The sequence below is a fragment of the Sinomonas atrocyanea genome (genome assembly GCF_030811715.1).
Classification (GTDB): Bacteria; Actinomycetota; Actinomycetes; order Actinomycetales; family Micrococcaceae; genus Sinomonas; species Sinomonas atrocyanea_A.
Genome location: NZ_JAUSRH010000010.1, coordinates 1 through 19,066, shown reverse-complemented (window position 1 = coordinate 19,066; position 19,066 = coordinate 1). Strand labels below are relative to the sequence as shown.

Below are 19,066 nucleotides of genomic sequence, written 5' to 3'. Positions count from 1 at the left end.
GCATGACGTGGAGCACGCAGACCAGGGCAGCGTTCGATCTCGAGACGACCGGGCGCAACTCCCGGGCTGCCCGCATCGTCACCGCCAGCATCGTGGTGCTCGGGCCGGACGGGAGCATCGAGTCCGAGCACGAGTGGCTCGCGGACCCCGGCGTCGAGATCCCCGAGGAGGCCGCCGAGGTGCATGGGGTCACGACGGAGAGGGCCCGCGCGGAGGGTCGCCCCGCCCGGGAGGTCGTGGCCGAGGTAGCTGCGACGCTGCAGGCGCTCTTCGACCGTGGCGTTCCCGTCGTCGCCTTCAATGCCGCCTACGACTTCACCGTCATGGCCGCCGAGTGCGCGCGCCACGGCCTCCCGCAGCTCACCCGGTTCCCGGTCCTGGACCCCTACGTCATCAACAAGCAGGTGGAGAGGTACCGCAAGGGCAAGCGGACCCTCGGGGCGCTGTGCGAGCAGTACGGGGTCATCCTCACCGACGCGCACAGCTCGGCCGCGGACGCCCTCGCCGCGGCCCAGCTGCTCGATGCCATGGCGGGCCGCTTCCCGGAGCTCGACCGCCCCGCGACGCACCTCCACCGCAGCCAGGTGGACTGGTCCGCAGCGCAGGCTGCCGACTTCCAGGCGTACCTGCGCCGGACGAAGCCCACCGCTGTGGTCGAGGGCGACTGGCCCGTGCTCGCCCCCCACGATGCCGGGCAGGCCGGCTTCTAGCTTTCCCTGAGAGGGAAGTCACAGGTGCGCTGTTGATGCGGAGGGCCCGGCCCCGCCGTCCGTAATTCACACCAAGGCCTGCCGCGTGGCACTCGCAGGCTCCGCTACCACGCCACGCCGAACATTCTTCGATCGGCGGGCGAATATTTCGGAATGTGTTCTGGAGCGGAGGCCCCGGAGCCCTTAGTTCATAATGGAATGCAGCCCAGACGCCCTCGACGTGCCGACCGCACGTGGATGCTGCGCGTCCTGCGTTCACATCAGAAAGCGAAGGCTCCATGAAGCTCAAGGCACCCAAGTGGCTTGCCGCCGCCCCCGTCGCGGCCGTCCTCGCCCTCTCGCTCGCCGCGTGCGGCGGCGGCGGAAGCTCCGCCTCCGGTACGCCGACGGACGCCCTCAAGGGCAGCGACCAGCAGTCCACGGACAAGTACACGACGGCCTCGGTGACGCCGCTGGACAAGATCGACAAGACCAAGCTCGGGCTCATCACGCCTGGGACGATCAAGGTGGGCACGCTCTCCGATGCCCCGCCGAACATCTACATCGACAACAGCGGCAACTTCACCGGCTACGACAACGAGCTCCTCAAGGCGATGGCGGCGAAGCTGGGCCTGAAGGTCGAGTTCGTCTCCACGAAGTTCCAGAGCCTCCTGGCGCAGGTCAAGACGAAGCAGTTCGACATGGGCTCGTCCTCGATCTCGACCACCGACTCCCGCCGCGGGACCGTCGGCTTCACGAACGGGTACGACTTCGGCTACATGGCGATCGTGACGAAGAACGGCGCGAAGGTGAAGTCCTTCGACGACCTCAAGCAGGGCGTGCGCATCGGCGTCGTCCAGGGCACGGTCCAGGACGACTTCGTCACCAACACGCTCAAGCTCGATCCGGTCCGCTTCCCGGACTACAACACGGTCTACGCGAGCGTGAAGAGCGGGCAGGTCGACACGTGGGTCGCCCCGTCGCAGCAGGCGGAGGGCCAGGTCAAGCCCGGAGACGGCACCACGATCGCCCAGAAGAAGGTCAACACCCAGAACTTCACCGCGTACGCCGTGGCGAAGGACAACAAGCCTCTCACGGACGCGCTCAACTCGGCCCTCGACGCCGTGGTCGCGGACGGCACGTGGTCCAAGCTCACCGCCCAGTGGTACCCGGACCGCAAGACCCTCAAGGACCAGACGCCCGAAGGCTGGAAGCCGGGCAGCAAGGCCGTCCAGGTCGGCGCGGCCAAGTAACGCGAGCTAGCGCGCAGACAGGAGCCACATGGATTACCTGGCCAATCTCGGCGACACCTTCTTCAACTGGAAGGTCATCGGCGAGGTCCTGCCCGCCCTCTTCACGGTGGGCCTCCCGAACACGCTCGTGCTCGCCCTCTCCTCGGGGATCATCGGCACCGTTCTCGGGATGCTGCTTGCCCTGATGGGCATCGCCCGCAATCCTGTGGCGCGGTGGATCGCCCGGGTGTACACGGACGTGTTCCGTGGACTCCCGGCGATCCTCACCATCCTCGCGATCGGCCTCGGGTTCGGTCCTATCGTCCGGGAACTCACCGGCATCACGAGCCCGTACCCCATGGGCGTCGCGGCGCTGTCGCTCATCTCGGCGGCCTACATCGGCGAGATCTTCCGCTCCGGCATCCAGAGCGTCGAGAAGGGCCAGCTCGAGGCGGCCCGGGCGCTGGGCTTCGCCTACGGGCCGTCGATGCGCCTCATCGTCGTCCCGCAGGGCGTGCGCCGCGTCCTGCCGGCCCTCGTGAACCAGTTCATCGCGCTCATCAAGGACTCCTCGCTCGTGTTCACGCTCGGGCTGCTCTCCTCCGAGCGCGAGCTGTTCCAGATCGGCCAGGACGAGGCTGCCCGGACGGGCAACCTCTCGGGGTACGTCGCCGCCGGGATCTTCTACCTGGCCATGACCATCCCGCTCACGCACCTCGTGAACTGGATCGACGCGCGCCTGCGCACTGGCCGGGCAAAGAGCCGCGCCGAGCGCGCCGAACCGGACGAGGCCGCCGCCGTCGTCGGGAAGGGAGCCCAGGCATGAGCCAGTTCTCCTCAGGATCGCTCGAGGCGAAGGGCATCCACCTCGCCTTCGGCAGCAACAAGGTGCTCCGGGGCATCGACCTCGAGGTTCCGGCAGGCACGACCGCATCCGTGATCGGCCCCTCGGGGTCGGGCAAGTCGACGCTCCTGCGGGTCATGAACCGGCTCATCGAGCCGGACGCCGGGGACATCCTGCTGGACGGCAGGTCCGTCCTGAAGGACAACCCGGACGAGCTGCGCCGCCGCATCGGCATGGTCTTCCAGCAGTTCAACCTCTTCCCCCACAAGAGCGTCGGCGAGAACGTCGCCTTCGCCCTGCGGAAGCTGCGCGGGCTGCCCAAGGACCAGGCGCGCGAGGAGGCCCTGACGCAGCTCGACCTCGTCGGCCTCAAGCACAAGGCCGACGTCCGGCCCGCCACCCTCTCGGGCGGCCAGCAGCAGCGCGTCGCGATCGCCCGCGCGCTCGCGATGAAGCCGGAGGTCATGTTCTTCGACGAGGCGACCTCGGCGCTCGATCCCGAGCTCGTCAAGGGCATCCTCGCCCTCATGGCCGACCTCGCGAAGGGCGGCATGACCATGGTCGTCGTGACCCACGAGATGGGCTTCTCGCGCAACGTCTCGGACACGGTGATGTTCATGGACGGCGGCGTGGCCGTCGAAGCCGGCGCACCGGAGCGGATCTTCGACGATCCCCAGACCGACCGGCTCAAGCGCTTCCTCAGCGACGTGCTCTGACGGCAGGCCTCTCCAGCACCACGCACGACGGCGGGGTCCCCACTCGGGTGGGGACCCCGCCGTCGTCCGTGGCGGCAGCAGGAGCCAGTGGCGGCAGCCCTAGAGCGGCAGTCCCCCGGCGCCCTTGAGGTCGCGCATCACGATGGTGGAGGTGAGCTTCGCGACCCCGGGCAGGGCGGCGAGGTGCTCGTCGTAGAGGCGCTGGTAGGCGGGGAGGTCCTCGGCGACGCAGCGGAGCAGGAAGTCGGGATCGCCGAAGAGGCGGTAGCCCTCGATGATCTGCGGCTCGGCGACGACGGCGTCCTCGAAGGCCCGGATCGCCTCCCTCGAGGTCTCGCGCAGCGTCACGAACACCATGGCGCCGAATCCGAGCCCGACCTTGGCCGGGTCCACCTCCGCGCGGTAGCCGCGGATGACGCCCGACTGCTCGAGGTCCTTCAGCCGCCGGTGGCACGGGGCGACGGTCAGGCCGACCTCGGCGGCGAGCGCGGTGGCCGTCATGCGACCATCGCGCTGGAGGGTGCGCAAAATACTTCTGTCGAGTGCGTCGATCACCATCAGAATCTATCCCGGACCGCGCCTCCGAGGCGACAAAGCGGTGAGCACTTCGCGCGGCGATCTCCGTAGTCTTGCGGCATGGACATGAGCCCGCTCCTCGGCTTCGCCGGCATCTCCCTCACGTTGGCCCTCACGCCCGGCGCCGACTGGGCCTACACGATCGCGGCCGGCCTGCGGGCACGGTCGGCGGTGCCCTCGGTGGCAGGGCTCTGCGCGGGCTACGTCGTGCACACGGCCCTCGTCGCGACCGGCCTCGGCGTGCTGCTCGCCGCGCGGCCCGACCTCGTGGCGTGGCTTTCCGCGGCGGGCGCCGTGTACCTGCTCTGGCTCGGGGCGGCGACTGCGCGCGGGTGGCGCCGCGCCGGCTTCACCGCGGCGGCCGGGACCGTCCTGCCATCCGGGGAGCGGCTCGAGGAGGCCGTGCAGCCGGGGCGGCCCGCGCTCGACTTCCTCAAGGGACTGGGGACCAGCGGGATCAACCCCAAGGCGCTGCTGCTGTTCGCGGCGATCATGCCGCAGTTCGTCCGGACGGATTCGGCCCTGCCGGTGGTCGCGCAGACCACGGCGATGGGGCTGACCCACCTCGCGTTCACCGTGGTGGTCTACAGCCTCGTCGCCGTGGCGGCACGGCGGCTCCTCGCCGCCAAGCCGCGCCGCGCCCAGGCAGTGACGCTCGTCAGCGGGGTGCTCATGCTGGGCATCGGCGGCATCCTGCTGGCGGAGCAGGCCGCGGCGCTCCTGGGCCCCGCGCTCGCCTAGCGGCCGGGCGGCCGCTGACCCCCTACGCGCCGGGGAGCGCGGACGCCGCCGCTCTGGCCGCGGCCGGGAGGGCATCGTAGATGCGGTTCATCGCGGCGTCGTCGTGGGCGGCGGAGAGGAACCACGCCTCGAAGACGCTCGGCGGCAGGTACACCCCGGAGTCCAGCATGGAGTGGAAGAACGGCCCGTAGCGGAAGGCCTCCTGCGTCTGCGCGTCGGTGTAGTTGTGCACGCCCCGCTCGGACGTCCCGAACGCGACCGAGAACAGGCTGCCGGCCCGCTGGATCGAGTGGTCCACGCCCTCGGCGGACAGCGCCGAGGAGACGGCCGCGGACAGCTCGGCCGAGCAGGCGTCGACGTGGGCGTAGACGGCGTCGGTGGCCAGGGAGAGGGTGGCGACGCCCGCGGCCATCGCCACGGGGTTCCCGGACAGGGTACCGGCCTGGTAGACCGGCCCGAGCGGGGCGAGGTACTCCATGATCTCCGCGCGGCCGCCGAGGGCTGCGACGGGCATGCCGCCGCCGATCACCTTCCCGAAGGTGAAGAGGTCCGGCGCCCAGCCCTCGCGCTGCCCGGTGAGGCCCCAGTAGCCTGCAGGCCCGACGCGGAAGCCCGTGAGCACCTCGTCCACGATGAGCAGGGCGCCGTGCTCGGCGGTGATGCGGCGCAGGCCCTCGTTGAAGCCCTCCCCCGGCGTCACGACGCCCATGTTGGCGGGCGCCGACTCGGTGATGACGGCGGCGATCCGGGGCCCGTGCTCGGCGAACGCGGCCTCGACGGCGGCGAGGTCGTTGTACGGCAGGACGAGCGTCTCGGCCGCGGTCGCGGCGGTGACGCCGGCGGAGCCGGGCAGGGCGAGCGTCGCCAGTCCCGAACCTGCCGCAGCCAGCAGGGAGTCGACGTGGCCGTGGTAGCAGCCGGCGAACTTCACGATGAGGTCGCGGTGGGTGAAGCCCCGGGCGAGGCGGATCGCCGTCATCGTCGCCTCGGTGCCGGTGGAGACCATGCGCAGGCGCTCGACCGCCGGGACGCGCCCGATCACGAGCTCGGCCAGCGCGGCCTCGTCCGGCGTCGAGGCGCCGAAGGACAGCCCGCGGTCGACGGCGGCGTGCACCGCCTCGAGGACCTCGGGCACGGCGTGGCCGAGGAGAGCAGGGCCCCACGAGCACACGAGGTCCACATAGTCGCGGCCCTCGGCGTCGTGCACGTACGCACCCTTGGCGGAGACGAGGAACCGGGGCGTGCCGCCCACGGAGCCGAACGCGCGCACGGGCGAGTTCACCCCTCCCGGCATGAGCGAGCGGGCACGGGCGAAGAGGTCCTCGGAGGTGGTCATGCCCCTATTCTTCCATCCGCGGCTCCCCGGCCCGCCCGACGCCGGCCGCTCGCCGCGGTGGTGTGCGGCACCTAGGCCAGCATGTCGGCCACGAGCGGGGCGACCTTCGTGCCGTAGAGCTCAATGCTCTTCATCATGGCGCCGTGCGGCAGGGTGCCGTTGGAGTACTTGAGGTCGAACCGCTCGGTGCCGAGGGCGCGGTGGGTGTCGGCGATCTTGCGTGCCACGGTCTCGGGCGAGCCGACGTAGAGGGCGCCGGGCCGGGAGGCCTGGGCGTTGAACTCGGTGCGGCTGCCGGGGCCCCAGCCGCGCTCCTCGCCGAGCCGGTTGCGCATCGCGAGCCAGTGCGGGAAGAGCTCCTCGCGGGCCTGCTCGTCGGTGTCCGCGATGTGGCCCGGCGAGTGCGTGGCGAGCATGGTGTACGGCTTGCCGAACTTCTCGAGGGAGCGCTTGTAGAGCTCCACGTAGGGCGCGAACCGGGCCGGCTCGCCGCCGATGATCGCAAAGCTCACGGGGTAGCCGTAGTGAGCGGCGCGCACCACGGACTGCGGGGTCCCGCCCACGCCGACCCACACGGGCAGGAGGCCCTGCTCGAGGTGCGGGTACGCCGTGAGCCCACTGATGGGGCCGCGGTGCCGGCCCTCCCAGTGGACGGGCTTCTGCGAGCGGACGCGGTCGAAGAGCTCGAGCTTCTCTTCGAACAGCGTCTCGTAGTCCTCGAGGTCGAACCCGAAGAGGGGGAAGGACTCGATGAAGGAGCCGCGCCCGAGGATGACCTCGGCGCGGCCGGAGGAGACGGCGTCGAGCGTCGCGAAACGCTGGAAGACGCGGACCGGGTCGTCGGAGGAGAGCACGGTGACCGCGGAGCCGAGGCGCACCCGCTCGGTCTTCGCCGCGATCGCGGAGAGGACCACCTCGGGCGCGGAGACGGCGAAGTCCCTGCGGTGGTGCTCGCCGACGTCGAAGGAGTGCAGTCCGACCTGGTCGGCGAGCACGCCCTCCTCGACGACCTCCCGGATCACCTGGGCCTCGGGCTTAGGGGCACCGTCGGGCCCGAGGCCGACGTCGCCGAAGGTGTTCAGGCCGAGGAGGACGGGAGGCTTCTCACTGGTTCCATGCATATGCATTCAAACCGCTGCGGGCCCCTGTCCATTCCCGGCCTAGGACTCCTTGAGCCAGCCGGCGATCTCGGGGGCCCAGTAGGTGAGCACCATGTTCGCCCCGGCGCGGCGGATGCCGAGGACGGACTCGAGGATCGAGGCGCGCCGGTCGATCCAGCCGTTCGCGGCGGCCGCCTCGATCATCGAGTACTCCCCCGAGATCTGGTAGGCGGCGACGGGCACCGGGCTCATGGCGGCGACGTCGGCGAGGATGTCGAGGTAGCTCATCGCCGGCTTGACCATGAGCATGTCCGCGCCCTCCTCGAGGTCCAGCTCGACCTCGACGAGTGCCTCGCGGCGGTTCGCGGCGTCCATCTGGTAGGTGCGGCGGTCGCCCTTGAGCTGGGAGTCCACGGCCTCGCGGAAGGGCCCGTAGAACGGGGAGGCGTACTTGGCGGCGTAGGCGAGGATCGCCACGTCCTGCCGGCCCGCGGCGTCGAGCGCCTGGCGGATCACGCCGACCTGGCCGTCCATCATGCCGGAGGGGCCGAGCACGTGCGCGCCGGCCTCTGCCTGGGCCACGGCCATGCGGCCGTAGATCTCGAGCGTCGCGTCGTTGTCCACGCGGCCTTCGGCGTCGAGGACGCCGCAGTGGCCGTGGTCGGTGAACTCGTCGAGGCAGACGTCGCTCATCACCACGAGCGAGTCTCCCACCTCCTCGCGGACGGCGCGGATCCCGGCGTTGAGCACGCCCTCGGGGTCGAGGGACGCGGACCCCTCGGCGTCGCGCTCCTCGGGCACACCGAAGAGCATGATGCCGCCGAGGCCGAGCTCGGCGGCCTCGGCGGCGGCGCGGCGGAGGGAATCCATGGTGTGCTGGACGACGCCGGGCATGGCCTGGATCGGGGACGGCTCGGACAGGCCCTCGCGGACGAACGCCGGGAGGATGAGCTCGGCGGGGTGCAGGCGCGTCTCCGCGACGAGGCGGCGCAGCGCCGGGGTCTGGCGCAGTCGGCGCGGGCGGTGGGTCGGGAAGCCCATGGTGTCTCCTTCGTGGGGTCAGCGGTACAGCGAGCGCGCCACGGCCTCCGTGATCCCCTCCGGGGTCGGCGTCGCGGCGGTCGCGCCGACGGCGAGGCCGAGGGCGCGGAGTTCTGCGGCGGTCGGCTCGCCGATCGCGATGAGCTGGACCGCATCGAGCGGGCGCAGCGTCTCGTGGATCCTCCTGGCGGCGCTCGGCGAGGCGGCGACGACGGCGTCGATCCGGCCCGCGGCGAGCTCGCCGTTGGCTTCGTGGGGGGTGAGGACGACGCCGGGCGCCTCCTGGGCGTCCTGGCCGCCCTCGACCGCCGCGGCCGCCAGCGCCGCGGTGAGGCGCCGGTCGGGGTCGGCAGGGTAGTCCACGGTCCGGTAGGCGGTGACGGTCTCCACCGCCCAGCCCTTGGCCACGAGGCCCTCGGCGAGCGTGGGCGCGGCGAGGTTGCTCTGCGGGATGAGGACCCGGGCGATGCCCGCGCCATCGGCCCCGGCCGCGCCGTCGTCGAGCCAGGACCACAGCTCCACGAGCCCCTCGGCGGACTGCCTGCCGGTGGGCGCGAGGTCCACCCGGAGCCCCTCGGCCTCGAGGACCCGGCGCGAGCTGGGCCCGATCGTCGCGACCTGCACGCCCTCGGGGACGAGCTCGGCGAGCGTGGTGCCACGTGCGGCTGCGGCCTCCTTGAGCGCCCGCACCGTGGTGATGCTCGAGACAACGAGCCAGGCGTAGTCTCCGGCCGCGAGCCGGTCGAGGGCCGAGGCGAGGGCTGCAGGGTCCTCGGCGCGCTCGAAGTCGATGACGGGGAGCAGGAGCGGCTCGGCGCCGGCCCGGGCGAGCGCCCGCGCCATCGCCCCGGCCCGGTCGGGGCTGCGGGTCAGCAGCACCCGACGCCCCGCGAGCGCCGGCGCGCCCGCTCCCCCTGGCACCATCAGGCGCCCAGGTCCGCAAACTCCGCCGCGCCCTGCTCGAGCAGCTGTTCCGCGAGCTCCACGCCGAGCAGCGTCGCGCCGACCTCGGTGAGGCCGTCCGTGGCTCGGGCGAGCCGCAGGGACTTCGTGCCGTCCACCGCGCAGACGATCGCGTCGAGGTGCAGCATGCTGCCCTTGCGCCGCGCGAACGCGCCGACGGGTGCGGCGCATCCGGCCTCGAGGCGGGCCAGGAGCGCACGCTCGGCGGTCACCGCGAGGCGGGTGTCGGCGTCGTCGATCGCGGCGAGGGCGTGGGCGAGCACTCCCTCCGCGGTGGCGGCGCCGCCGTGTGCGGGACGCTCGGGCGCGTCCTCGAGCCGGCACTCCACCGCGAGGGCGCCCTGTCCGGGCGCGGGCAGCATCGTCTCGGGCTCGAAGTACTCCGCCACCACCTCGGTGCGGCCGAGGCGGGCGAGGCCGGCCGCGGCGAGGACGACGGCGTCGAGGTCACCCGGCGCTTCGGGAGCGTTCCCGGCCAGGCCCGGGACGCGGCCGAGCCGGGTGTCGACGTTGCCGCGGATGTCGAGGACCTCGAGGTCCGGGCGCAGCGCGCGCAGCTGGGCGGCACGCCGCGGGGACCCGGTGCCCACCTTGGCCCCGGCGGGAAGCCTGTCGAGGGTGAGGCCGTCGCGCGCGCACAGGACGTCGCGCGCATCGGCGCGGACGGGGATCGCCGCCACGGAGAGCCCGGGCTCGCCCGTGGTCGGGAGGTCCTTGAGCGAGTGGATCGCGACGTCGCAGCGGTCGGCCAGGAGCGCCTCGCGCAGGGCCGCCACGAACACGCCGGTGCCGCCGAGGGAGGCGAGCGAGCCGGTCTTGACGTCCCCCTCGGTGCGGATGCGCACGAGCTCGGTCTCGAAGCCGCCCACCGCGGCGAGCAGGTCCGCGGTCTGCTGCGACTGGGTCAGGGCCAGCGCGCTCCCGCGGGTTCCGATGCGGACTGACATGCTCAGCCCTCGCCGCCGTCCGGCTGGACAGCTGCCGATTCCGGCCGCGGGTCGTGGGCCGTGCCCAGCTGCACGCCCTCCTCGGCGATGACCGGCTTGTCCGCGCGGAAGTTCGCGCAGCAGCCGGGCCGGCACACGTCGTACCAGGGGCCGAGGTCGCTCACGTGCGGGCGGTCTGCCACGGTGCCCCGGGCCATCCGCTCGCGGAGGAGCTCCACGAGCCCCGCCACGAAGTCGCGGTGCACGCCCGGCGTCGGAACGCGGACGGCCTCGATGCCGAGCTCGGTGCAGGTCTCGAGGGCCTCGGTGTCGAGGTCCCACGCGACCTCCATGTGGTCGCTCACGAACCCGAGCGGGACGATCACGATGCCCCTGACGCCGGCGCCGCCGCCCTCGCCGCCGGCGATGGCGTTGATGTGGTCGTTGATGTCCGGCTCGAGCCACGGGATGTGCGGCGCGCCGGAGCGGGACTGGTACACGAGGTCCCACTTCACCTCGGGCGCGCCGACTGCGGCCATGACCGCGCGGGCATTGGCGAGGTGCTGTGCCACGTACGCCGAGCCGCCCTCGAACGTGCGCGGCTCGCCTTCGGACCGGCCGGCGGCCTCCGCGTCGCGGGTCGGGATGGAGTGCGTGGAGAACAGGACGCGGATCTCGGCATCGCGCGAGCCGTCGGCGGCTCCGAGGGCCTCGCGCACCTGCTTGAGCCCCGCCGCGGCGCCCTCGACGAACGGGGCCACGAAACCGGGGTGGTCGAAGTACTGGCGGATCTTGTCCACCCGGAGGCGGCCCGCGAGTCCGGTCTCCGTCAGCGCCACGCCGATGTCCTCGCGGTACTGCCGGCAGCTCGAGTAGCACGAGTAGACGCTCGTGGTGAGCATGAGGACCTTGCGGTGCCCGGCGTCGTAGATCGCCTGGAGCGTCTGCGGGATGTAGGGGTCCCAGTTGCGGTTGCCCCAGTACACCGGCACGTCGATGCCCTGGGCGGCGAGCTCGGCCTCGAGCGCCGCCTTGAGCTCGCGGTTCTGGGCGTTGATCGGGCTGATGCCGCCGAACGCGCGGTAATGGTGGCTGACCTCCTCGAGGCGCTCGTCGGGGATGCCCCGGCCGCGGGTGACGTTCCGCAGGAACGGGATGACGTCGTCCTGGCCCTCGGGGCCGCCGAACGAGGCCAGCAGGATGGCGTCGTACTCGGTCGGCGCGGCACGCCCGGCCTCCGTGACCGGGTTGACCGCGGTGCTGGCAGCGAGAGGCGCGGCGGCGCCGTCGACCATGATCTGCACCGTTCCGGTGGGATCCGTGCTCACGCGAGCACCTCGGCGATCTCGGCCGCGGAGATGCGGCGGCCCGTGTAGAACGGGACCTCCTCGCGGACGTGGTTGCGGGCGTCGGTGTAGCGCAGGTGGCGCATCATGTCGACGAGGTCCACCAGCTCGGGGGCCTCGAGCGCGAGGAGCCACTCCCAGTCTCCGAGCGCGAAGGCGGAGACGGTGTTGGACAGGACCTGCGGGAAGTCACGGCCGAGCATGCCGTGGTCGCGCAGCATGCGGGCGCGCTCCTCCGCGGGAAGCAGGTACCACTCATAGGAGCGGACGAACGGGTACACGGTCAGCCATGTGCTCGGCTCGACGCCGCGGGAGAACGCGGGGGTGTGGCCCTTGGCGAACTCGGCCTCGCGGTGCACGCCCATCGCGGACCATGCGATCTCGGTGCCGTCGAAGAGCTCGCTGCGGCGGATGTCCCGGACCCCCTGCTGGAGAGCCTCGGGCTGCGGCCCGTGGAGCCACACCATGATGTCGGCGTCGGCGCGCATCGCGGAGACGTCGTAGGTGCCGCGGACGGTCACGCCGGCGGACGCGAGGCGCGCCACGAGCGACTCGAACTCGGTCACGGCGCTTCCGGCGGGGGCGGCAGCGCCCGGGACGCGGCGGAACACGGTCCAGAGGGTGAAGAACTGCTGCTCTGCAGCGTCACCCTCGCCCGCGGCTTTGGTGACAGATTCGACGGATGTGTGGCTCATGGTGACCAGTGTGCTCCTTCGGGCGGGCCAAATCGAATTCAAATGTTCTACAGGGTGTAGAAGTGGTGAAAGTCACACTCGGGGTGCCTCACGCCGGTTCGGCGCCCCCGAGGGCGGCGGCCAGCGCCACGGCCTGGGCGCGTGCGTCGGGGACCACGGCGGCGAGGCCGTTGCCGGAGGCCCATCCGCCCACGACGGCGAGGCCGGGCTGCGCTGCGACGAGGCCGCGGATGGCGGCCACCCGGTCCCGGTGGCCCACCGTGGCGAACGGGAGCGCGCCCTCCCAGCGCACCACGTCCCAGCCGAGGACGTCGTCCGGGGAGATCCCCACTCCGAGCAGCGCCGACGCGTCCTGGACGGCCGCGGCGAACAGTTCGTCGTCGGTCTCGGGCTCGGCCCCCGCCCCGGCGATCCCGGCCGGCGGGTCCCCTGCGCGGCCGTAGGAGAGCCGGACCACGTGCGTCCCCTCCCCGGCCCGGGCCGCGAGCCAGTCCCACTTGGCCGTCGCGTGCGTCAGGGCCTTGGCACCGATGCCCGGCACCTGGGGCGCCACGAGCACGCCGGTGCCGCGCGGGCGCGCGTCGAGCGCCGGGCAGTCGAGGACGAGCGTGACGAGCTTGACCTCCGGCCCGGGCACCGGCTCCTGGCCTGCGAGCGCCGGGACGGCGTCGGAGAGGAGTTCGACGGCGGCCGGGCCACCGAGCGCCACCACGACGGCCTCGGCCTCGTAGAGCTCCTCGGGGCGTGCCGGCACGTCCTCTGGGCCGTCGCCGGCCGGGGCCACCGCGCCCACGCGCCACAGCGGCGCCCCGTCGTCGCCCGCAGAGCGGTCCAGCCGGTCCACGCGCTGGCCCAGCACGAGGCGGACGCCGTCTGCCTCGAGCCTGTGCACGAGCGCCTGAACGATCCGGTGGAGGCCGCCGCTGATGCCTGCCACGGCGGAGCCGGCCTTCTGCCCGCGGGACGCGCCGCGCTGGACGGCGACCGCGGCGGCCAGGGAACCCTTCTCGGCCATGAGGCGGCGAAGGCCCGGGGCGACCATGTCGGCGTCGAGCATCGCCGGATCCGCGGAGTGGACGCCCCCGACAACGGGCGCGACGAGGCGCTCGAGGACGCGCCGGCCCATCCGGGCGCGCACGAGGTCGGCCACGCTCGCCTGCCGGCTCAGCTCGCGCACGGGCAGCCACCGGTCCAGCGAGGCGCGCACGGAGCCGCGCACGCCCAGGGCCCTGCGGACCTCGGGGTCCCAGGGGTTGGCAGGGATGCCAAGGACGCCGGTCTTGGGCAGTTCGCGGGGCCCGTCGGGCAGCAGGACCCAGGCCCCGGCCGGGTGCGGCGCAACGATGTCCTCGCCGAGCCCCAGCTCCCGGACGAGGGTGCGGACCGCGTCGGTGCGAGTCGCGAAGGACTCGGCCCCGCTGTCCAGCGTCAGGCCCGCGACCTCATGCTCCCCGATGCAGCCGCCCCAGCGGCCGCTCGCCTCGAGCACGGTCACCTCGAGGCCCGCGCGCCGGAGCTCGAGGGCCGCGACGAGCCCGGAGATGCCGCCGCCGGCCACGAGGACGCGGGGCGCCACGCTGCCGGGCATCAGTAGGTGATCGAGTGGACGAGCTCGACCACGCGCGTCAGGACCTCCGGGTCCGTCTCCGGGGGCACGCCGTGGCCGAGGTTGACCACGTGGCCGGGGGCGGACGCGCCGCCCTTCACGACCTCGCGCACATGCGCCTCGAGGGTGTTCCACGGCGCCGCCAGCAGGGCGGGGTCGATGTTGCCCTGCAGCACCACGCGGCCGCCGAGGCGGCGGTTGGCCTCGTGCAGCGGCAGGCGGTAGTCGACGCCGACGACGTCGACGCCCACCTCGTACATCGCGCCCAGCAGCTCGGATGTCCCGGTGCCGAAGTGCACGAGCGGCGCGCCGAGGTCGCGCACGTGGTCGAGGGCCTGGGACGAGTAGGGAGCGACGAAGCGGCGGTAGTCCTCGAGCCCGAGCGAGCCGGCCCAGGAGTCGAACAGCTGCCCCGCCGAGGCGCCCGCCTCGATCTGGGCGCGGAGGAAACGACCGGAGGCGTCTGCGGTCCACGCCATGAGCGCGGCCCACGTGCCCGGATCGCCGTGCATCATGGTGCGGGGGCCGAGGTGGTCGCGCGACGGGCGCCCCTCGACCATGTACGCCGCAACGGTGAAGGGGGCGCCGGCGAAGCCGATCAGCGGCGTGGTGCCGAGCTCGTCCACTGTGAGGCGGACGGCCTCGCGGATCGGCTCGAGCGCCGCGTCGGTGAGGCGCGGGAGCGCAGCGACGTCCGCTTCGGTGCGGACGGGGTTCGCGAGGACGGGCCCCACCCCGGGCACGATGTCCACGTCGACGCCCGCGAGCTTGAGGGGGATGACGATGTCCGAGAAGAAGATCCCTGCGTCGACGTCGTGCCGGCGCACCGGCTGGAGGGTGATCTCTGCGGCGAGCTCGGGCCGCAGGCAGGCCTCGAGCATGCCCACGCCCTCGCGGGCCTTGCGGTACTCGGGCAGTGAGCGGCCGGCCTGGCGCATGAACCAGACGGGCTTCCGGCTCGGCCGGCCCCCGCGGTATGCCGTGATGAGCGGCGACTGCGCCGTCCGTCCGTCCTTGAGCGGGTGGTCTGGGCTGAGTGTCATGCGCCGATTGTCTCAAACGCCTCCAAGCCCCTTGGCGACACGGTGTCACAGGAGTGTGCTGCAGGCTACGTTTTCTACACCCGAGCGAAAAGCTATGATGGCAGGGCTGTGGTTGTTTTCTCCCTCACGGCGACTCACGCCGACACCGACCTTGAGACCGTTGCCCAATTGAGCACCGGCGCTACGTCCGTGGCCGCAGGCGCGACCTCCTCCCCCGCCCTTGAGGGCGCCGTGGTGCTCGCAACCTGCAACCGCTACGAGATCTACGCCGAGGCGGCGAGCCACGAGAACGTCGAGGCCGCGCGCTCGGCGATCATCTCGGAGATCAGCGCCCGCAGCGGCATCGCCGAGGACCGCGTGTCCCGGGCGTTCGCCCTGGCCCAGGGCCGTGATGTGACCCGCCACCTCTTCTCCGTCAGCTCTGGGCTCGATTCCGCGGTAGTCGGCGAGCGCGAGATTGCCGGACAGGTCCGCCGCGCCCTCATCTCCGCCCAGGAGCAGGGGACGGCAAGCCCCGCACTCGTGCGCCTGTTCCAGAACGCGTCCAAGACGGCCAAGGAGGTCGGAACGCAGACGGCGCTCGGCAGCCGCGGCCTGTCCATCGTCTCCGTCGCGCTCGATCTGGCCGAGGACCTGGCCGAGGAGCGCGCCTGGGACGGCAAGAAGGCAGTGCTCTTCGGCACCGGCGCCTATGCCGGGGCCACGATGGCCCTGCTGAAGGAACGCGGCGTCGCCCAGGTCTCCGTCTACTCCTCGTCGGGCCGCGCCCGCGAGTTCGCGGCCGCCCGCGGCGGCGTCGCCGTGAGCGTGAGCGGGCTGCCGCAGGCCATCGCGGAGGCGGATGTGCTCATCGGCTGCAGCGGCTCGGACAACCCCATGGAGGCCGTCGAGCTCGCAGCGATCCGCGACGACTCGCCGCAGCAGCTCATCGTGATCGACCTCGCCCTCACCCACGACTTCGACCCGGGCGTGGGCACGCTCGAGGGTGTGGAGCTGATCACGCTCGAATCCGTGCGACTCGCGGCGCCCGAAGAGCAGGCCGAGTCCCTGGCCCAGGCCAGCGCCATCGTCTCCGCCGCGGCCTCCGACTTCGAGGCCGAACGCCAGGCCCGCCAGGCCGACGCCGCGATCGTGGCCCTCCGGCGCCACACGATGGCGGTGCTCGATGCCGAGATCGAGAAGGTCCGCGCCCGCCACGGCTGCACGGCCGCCGCCGAGGAAGTGGAGTTCGCCATGCGCCGCATGGTCAAGCAGCTCCTCCACACCCCGACCGTCCGGGCCAAGCAGCTCGCGGCGGAGGGCCGCGAGAGCGAGTACCTCGCGGCGCTCGAGGCGCTCTACGGCATCAGCGTGGCGATCCCCGGCATGGTCGCCCCTGCCAACGGCGCCGGCCGGACCGAGGCCGGCGCGACCGCCGACGCAGACTGCCCGGTGGACCACTCCCGCGCCGTCTGAGCCCGGCCTGGCGGTCCCCCTCGACCGGCGCCCACCCTCAGTAGACCGGCTTCTCGGGCTCGATCTCCCGGACCCAGGCGAGCACTCCCCCATCGAGGTGTCGGACCTTGGAGAAGCCCGCGTCCACGGCGGCCGCGAGCACGCTCGCAGACCGCACCCCGCCCTTGCAGTGGAAGACGACCTCGCGGTCCCGCGGAAGCTCGCCCCAGGCCTCGCCGGAGAGAAGGCGCCCCTGCGGGATGAGCCTGGCGCCGGGGATGGAGACGATGGACGCCTCGCCCGGCTCGCGGACGTCGATGAGCTCGAAGTCCCTCAGCCCGGCCTCGCGCGCGGCCAGCATGGTGGCGAGCTGCCCGGCGGTCACGGTGCGCTCGGTTCCGGGATCGGCGGCGGGCGCGACCCCGCAGAACGCCTCGTAGTCCACCAGCTCGGTGACCGGGGCGGCGTCGGGGTCCTTCGCGACGCGGATCTCCCGCCACGTCGCCGTGAGCGCGTCGTAGAGCTGGACACGGCCGAGGAGCGTCGTGCCGACGCCGGTGATGAGCTTGACCGCTTCGGTGACCATCGAGGCGCCGATCGCGGCGCACAGCATGCCGAACACGCCGCCCTCGCCGCAGGAGGGCACGGAGCCGGCCGGCGGCGGCTCGGGGAAGACATCGCGGTAGGTGGGCCCGTGCTCGGCCCAGAACACGCTCACCTGCCCGTCGAAGCGGAAGATCGAGCCCCACACGTAGGGCTTGCCGAGGATCGCGGCGGCATCGTTCACGAGGTAGCGTGTTGCGAAGTTGTCGGTGCCGTCGAGGATGAGGTCGTAGTCGGCGAACACCTCGAGGGCGTTGGACGAGTCGAGGTGGACCTCGTGGAGGCGCACGTCCACGTGCGGGTTGAGCTCGAGGATCGCGTCCCGCGCCGATTCGGCCTTCGGGCGGCCCACGCCGGAAACGCCGTGGATGACCTGGCGCTGCAGGTTGGACAGCTCGACGGTGTCGTCGTCGACAATCCCGAGGGTCCCGACCCCCGCGGCCGCGAGGTAGAGGAGGGCGGGCGAGCCCAGTCCCCCGGCCCCCATCACGAGGACCTTGGCATTCTTGAGCCTGCGCTGCCCGACGTCGCCGATTTCCGGGATGATGACGTGGCGCGAGTAGCGCTGCACTTCCTCGGGGGTGAGCTCCGCGGCCGGCTCGACGAGCGGCGGAAGTATCGGTGACTGCGAGGTGGCCATGCCTCCAATCTAGGCCCGACCGTGGGCGTGCACCCAGCGGTGCCCGAGCGGTGGAACGCTCGCCGATTCGGCGTGGGGTCATGACCGCCGGGTAGAGTGGGACTACCGTTTGGGCCACGCTCCACAGGCCCGGACCCCCGGAAAGGCAGCTTCAGTGAGTACCGAACCGCGAGCCACGACCCCGCGCTCGCCCCGAATGCCACGCGACGAGCGGCGTGCCCAGCTCTTGGCAGCCGCCCTCGAGGTCTTCGCGGCCAACGGCTACCACGGCGCCGCCATGGACGAGATCGCAGAGACCGCCCAGGTCAGCAAGCCCGTCCTGTACCAGCACTTCCCGTCGAAGCGCGACCTGTACATTGCGCTCCTGGACAGCCACCTCGGCACGCTCACCGAGCTCATGCGGGGCGCGCTGGATTCCACCACGGACAACCGCGAGCGCGTCAACGCAGTGATCCGGGCCTACTTCGACTTCATCGCCGCGGACGACCAGGCGCACCGCCTCGTCTTCCAGTCGGACCTCGTCAACGACCCGGACGTTGCAGCGCGCCTGGAGACGTTCAACCGGGGATTCTCGGAGGCGATCGCCGAGGTCATTGCCTCGGACACCAAGCTTCCCCTGCTCGAGGCCCAGCTCCTCGGCCGCGGCCTCGCGGGCCTGGCCCAGGTGAGCGCGAGGTACTGGCTCGAGAAGTCGTCCTCCCTCGACATCGACGTGGCCGCGGACCTCGTGTCGCGGCTCGCGTGGAAGGGGATCTCGCGCTTCCCCAAAGAGGCCTAAGGTACTCATAGGGAACCGTCGCAGCGCCGCGCGCAGGCTCGGTTCCGTTCCAGCCTTCACCGACACAAGGAGTCACGTGGAAATCAAGATCGGCATCCAGAACATCGGCCGCGAGATCATCCTCGAGTCGAATAAGGACGCGGACGAGGTCGCGAAGCTCGTCGCCGAGGCGCTCGCCGACGGCAAGCAGCTGCGCCTCGAGGATGAGAAGGGCCGCCAGGTGATCGTGCCGTCCGCCGTGATCGGCTATGTGGAACTGGGCGCGCAGGAGCCGCGCCGCGTGGGCTTCGGCGCCCTCTGACACCGTGGAGACGGTCTGGTCGCTCGTCATCGTGATCCTCGTGGTGGCTGCCGCGGGCTTCATCGCCTGGGCCGCCGACCACCACCATGACGCCTACGGGATCATGTTCCCGGTGGGTGCCGCCGTGGCGTCGGCGTGCCTGGTGTGGATCGTCCTCGTCTTCGCGGGCACGGGCTACATCGCGGGCCTGACCTGGATGCCGTGGGTGCTTCCGATGGCGGTGGGGATCGCCGCCGCGGTCTGCGTGCCGCTCCTCGTGGGCCGGCGCCGCACGAGGCGCGACGTCGTGGCACTCACGGAGATCCTCCGGCGCGGCTGAGCCGGCCCTGGGGAGGGGGGGGCGGCGGGGGGGGGGGGGGGGCCCCCCCCCGCCCCCCCCCGCCCCCCCCCCCGGGGGGGGGGGCCCAGGCGCGCGCGCCGCCCCCCCGGGGGGGGCGGGGTGTGGGGGGGATAGTA

Annotated in this window: 20 protein-coding genes; 9 read left to right on the top strand and 11 right to left on the bottom strand. The window is 72.3% G+C overall.

Translation table 11 applies throughout. The features are described 5' to 3' along the window. The first annotated feature begins 2 nt into the window (after positions 1 to 2). The 4 genes from J2W21_RS14575 to J2W21_RS14560 all read left to right on the top strand — a co-directional run bounded on the left by J2W21_RS14575 (position 3) and on the right by J2W21_RS14560 (position 3,481). Positions 3 to 710, top strand: coding sequence for a 3'-5' exonuclease (locus J2W21_RS14575; RefSeq protein WP_307115231.1), 708 nt, complete (start codon positions 3 to 5; stop codon positions 708 to 710). 278 nt (positions 711 to 988) lie between these two features. Beyond that, the gene (locus J2W21_RS14570; protein ID WP_307115230.1) at positions 989 to 1,942 is read left to right on the top strand and encodes a substrate-binding periplasmic protein; all 954 of its coding nucleotides are present in this window, start codon (positions 989 to 991) and stop codon (positions 1,940 to 1,942) included. 28 nt (positions 1,943 to 1,970) lie between these two features. Continuing rightward, positions 1,971 to 2,747: an amino acid ABC transporter permease gene (locus J2W21_RS14565; RefSeq protein WP_307115229.1), complete on the top strand. Its 777-nt coding sequence runs from the start codon at positions 1,971 to 1,973 to the stop codon at positions 2,745 to 2,747. After that, on the top strand, positions 2,744 to 3,481 hold the full coding sequence (locus J2W21_RS14560) for an amino acid ABC transporter ATP-binding protein (RefSeq protein WP_307115228.1): 738 nt from the start codon (positions 2,744 to 2,746) through the stop codon (positions 3,479 to 3,481). Before J2W21_RS14565 ends, J2W21_RS14560 begins: the two co-directional genes overlap by 4 nt. Before the next feature lie 99 nt (positions 3,482 to 3,580). Here the strand turns inward: J2W21_RS14560 and J2W21_RS14555 are convergent, their stop codons facing one another. Next, a complete protein-coding gene (locus tag J2W21_RS14555) occupies positions 3,581 to 4,036 on the bottom strand; it encodes an Lrp/AsnC family transcriptional regulator (RefSeq protein WP_307003995.1) in 456 nt (151 codons plus the stop codon). 81 nt (positions 4,037 to 4,117) lie between these two features. Here J2W21_RS14555 and J2W21_RS14550 point away from each other — a divergent pair, with 81 nt between their 5' ends. Further along, positions 4,118 to 4,798: a LysE family translocator gene (locus tag J2W21_RS14550; protein WP_307115227.1), complete on the top strand. Its 681-nt coding sequence runs from the start codon at positions 4,118 to 4,120 to the stop codon at positions 4,796 to 4,798. A gap of 22 nt (positions 4,799 to 4,820) precedes the next feature. Here J2W21_RS14550 and hemL read toward each other — a convergent pair whose 3' ends face one another. The 9 genes from hemL to hemE form a co-directional block, all read right to left on the bottom strand. Next, positions 4,821 to 6,134: a glutamate-1-semialdehyde 2,1-aminomutase gene (hemL, locus tag J2W21_RS14545; RefSeq protein ID WP_307115226.1), complete on the bottom strand. Its 1,314-nt coding sequence runs from the start codon at positions 6,132 to 6,134 to the stop codon at positions 4,821 to 4,823. A gap of 71 nt (positions 6,135 to 6,205) precedes the next feature. Beyond that, a complete protein-coding gene (locus J2W21_RS14540) occupies positions 6,206 to 7,255 on the bottom strand; it encodes an LLM class flavin-dependent oxidoreductase (RefSeq protein WP_307115225.1) in 1,050 nt (349 codons plus the stop codon). A gap of 39 nt (positions 7,256 to 7,294) precedes the next feature. Then, on the bottom strand, positions 7,295 to 8,275 hold the full coding sequence (gene hemB, locus J2W21_RS14535; protein ID WP_307115224.1) for a porphobilinogen synthase: 981 nt from the start codon (positions 8,273 to 8,275) through the stop codon (positions 7,295 to 7,297). 18 nt (positions 8,276 to 8,293) lie between these two features. Beyond that, on the bottom strand, positions 8,294 to 9,199 hold the full coding sequence (locus J2W21_RS14530; RefSeq protein ID WP_307115223.1) for a uroporphyrinogen-III synthase: 906 nt from the start codon (positions 9,197 to 9,199) through the stop codon (positions 8,294 to 8,296). After that, entirely contained in the window at positions 9,199 to 10,185 is a 987-nt protein-coding gene (gene hemC, locus J2W21_RS14525) for a hydroxymethylbilane synthase (protein WP_307115222.1), read from the bottom strand. Before hemC ends, J2W21_RS14530 begins: the two co-directional genes overlap by 1 nt. A 2-nt stretch (positions 10,186 to 10,187) precedes the next feature. Continuing rightward, positions 10,188 to 11,459 carry a ferrochelatase gene (locus J2W21_RS14520; protein ID WP_307115338.1) on the bottom strand — a complete coding sequence of 424 codons (1,272 nt, stop codon included), beginning with the start codon at positions 11,457 to 11,459 and terminating at the stop codon, positions 10,188 to 10,190. 29 nt (positions 11,460 to 11,488) lie between these two features. After that, positions 11,489 to 12,205: a hydrogen peroxide-dependent heme synthase gene (hemQ, locus tag J2W21_RS14515; protein ID WP_307115221.1), complete on the bottom strand. Its 717-nt coding sequence runs from the start codon at positions 12,203 to 12,205 to the stop codon at positions 11,489 to 11,491. An 88-nt stretch (positions 12,206 to 12,293) separates the two neighbouring features. After that, positions 12,294 to 13,793 (bottom strand): protoporphyrinogen oxidase, encoded by a 1,500-nt coding sequence (gene hemG, locus J2W21_RS14510; protein WP_307115220.1) that lies wholly within the window; start codon positions 13,791 to 13,793, stop codon positions 12,294 to 12,296. Then, on the bottom strand, positions 13,793 to 14,854 hold the full coding sequence (gene hemE / locus J2W21_RS14505; protein ID WP_307115219.1) for a uroporphyrinogen decarboxylase: 1,062 nt from the start codon (positions 14,852 to 14,854) through the stop codon (positions 13,793 to 13,795). Before hemE ends, hemG begins: the two co-directional genes overlap by 1 nt. A gap of 108 nt (positions 14,855 to 14,962) precedes the next feature. Between hemE and J2W21_RS14500 the strand changes: the two genes are divergently transcribed. Further along, the gene (locus tag J2W21_RS14500) at positions 14,963 to 16,309 is read left to right on the top strand and encodes a glutamyl-tRNA reductase (protein WP_307115218.1); all 1,347 of its coding nucleotides are present in this window, start codon (positions 14,963 to 14,965) and stop codon (positions 16,307 to 16,309) included. Between the two features lie 37 nt (positions 16,310 to 16,346). Here the strand turns inward: J2W21_RS14500 and moeB are convergent, their stop codons facing one another. Then, a complete protein-coding gene (gene moeB, locus J2W21_RS14495; protein WP_307115217.1) occupies positions 16,347 to 17,531 on the bottom strand; it encodes a molybdopterin-synthase adenylyltransferase MoeB in 1,185 nt (394 codons plus the stop codon). A 196-nt stretch (positions 17,532 to 17,727) separates the two neighbouring features. On the opposite strand from moeB, the gene J2W21_RS14490 reads away from it, so the two are divergent. From J2W21_RS14490 to J2W21_RS14480, 3 genes are all read left to right on the top strand, one after another. Further along, positions 17,728 to 18,309: a TetR/AcrR family transcriptional regulator gene (locus tag J2W21_RS14490; protein ID WP_307115337.1), complete on the top strand. Its 582-nt coding sequence runs from the start codon at positions 17,728 to 17,730 to the stop codon at positions 18,307 to 18,309. A gap of 76 nt (positions 18,310 to 18,385) precedes the next feature. Further along, complete coding sequence (locus J2W21_RS14485) at positions 18,386 to 18,610, top strand: DUF3107 domain-containing protein (protein ID WP_307115216.1); 225 nt, start codon at positions 18,386 to 18,388, stop codon at positions 18,608 to 18,610. 4 nt (positions 18,611 to 18,614) lie between these two features. Then, positions 18,615 to 18,929, top strand: a complete 315-nt coding sequence (locus J2W21_RS14480; RefSeq protein ID WP_307115215.1) for a hypothetical protein — start codon at positions 18,615 to 18,617, stop codon at positions 18,927 to 18,929. Positions 18,930 to 19,066: the final 137 nt, after the last annotated feature.

Coding starts and splice junctions, on each gene's coding strand:
- J2W21_RS14575 (WP_307115231.1), top strand. CDS start 3: ATGACGTGGAGCACGCAGACCAGGGCAGCGTTCGATCTCGAGACGACC.
- J2W21_RS14570 (WP_307115230.1), top strand. CDS start 989: ATGAAGCTCAAGGCACCCAAGTGGCTTGCCGCCGCCCCCGTCGCGGCC.
- J2W21_RS14565 (WP_307115229.1), top strand. CDS start 1,971: ATGGATTACCTGGCCAATCTCGGCGACACCTTCTTCAACTGGAAGGTC.
- J2W21_RS14560 (WP_307115228.1), top strand. CDS start 2,744: ATGAGCCAGTTCTCCTCAGGATCGCTCGAGGCGAAGGGCATCCACCTC.
- J2W21_RS14550 (WP_307115227.1), top strand. CDS start 4,118: ATGGACATGAGCCCGCTCCTCGGCTTCGCCGGCATCTCCCTCACGTTG.
- hemL (WP_307115226.1), bottom strand. CDS start 6,134: ATGACCACCTCCGAGGACCTCTTCGCCCGTGCCCGCTCGCTCATGCCG.
- J2W21_RS14540 (WP_307115225.1), bottom strand. CDS start 7,255: ATGCATGGAACCAGTGAGAAGCCTCCCGTCCTCCTCGGCCTGAACACC.
- hemB (WP_307115224.1), bottom strand. CDS start 8,275: ATGGGCTTCCCGACCCACCGCCCGCGCCGACTGCGCCAGACCCCGGCG.
- J2W21_RS14530 (WP_307115223.1), bottom strand. CDS start 9,199: ATGGTGCCAGGGGGAGCGGGCGCGCCGGCGCTCGCGGGGCGTCGGGTG.
- hemC (WP_307115222.1), bottom strand. CDS start 10,185: ATGTCAGTCCGCATCGGAACCCGCGGGAGCGCGCTGGCCCTGACCCAG.
- J2W21_RS14520 (WP_307115338.1), bottom strand. CDS start 11,459: ATGGTCGACGGCGCCGCCGCGCCTCTCGCTGCCAGCACCGCGGTCAAC.
- hemQ (WP_307115221.1), bottom strand. CDS start 12,205: ATGAGCCACACATCCGTCGAATCTGTCACCAAAGCCGCGGGCGAGGGT.
- hemG (WP_307115220.1), bottom strand. CDS start 13,793: ATGCCCGGCAGCGTGGCGCCCCGCGTCCTCGTGGCCGGCGGCGGCATC.
- hemE (WP_307115219.1), bottom strand. CDS start 14,854: ATGACACTCAGCCCAGACCACCCGCTCAAGGACGGACGGACGGCGCAG.
- moeB (WP_307115217.1), bottom strand. CDS start 17,531: ATGGCCACCTCGCAGTCACCGATACTTCCGCCGCTCGTCGAGCCGGCC.
- J2W21_RS14490 (WP_307115337.1), top strand. CDS start 17,728: ATGCCACGCGACGAGCGGCGTGCCCAGCTCTTGGCAGCCGCCCTCGAG.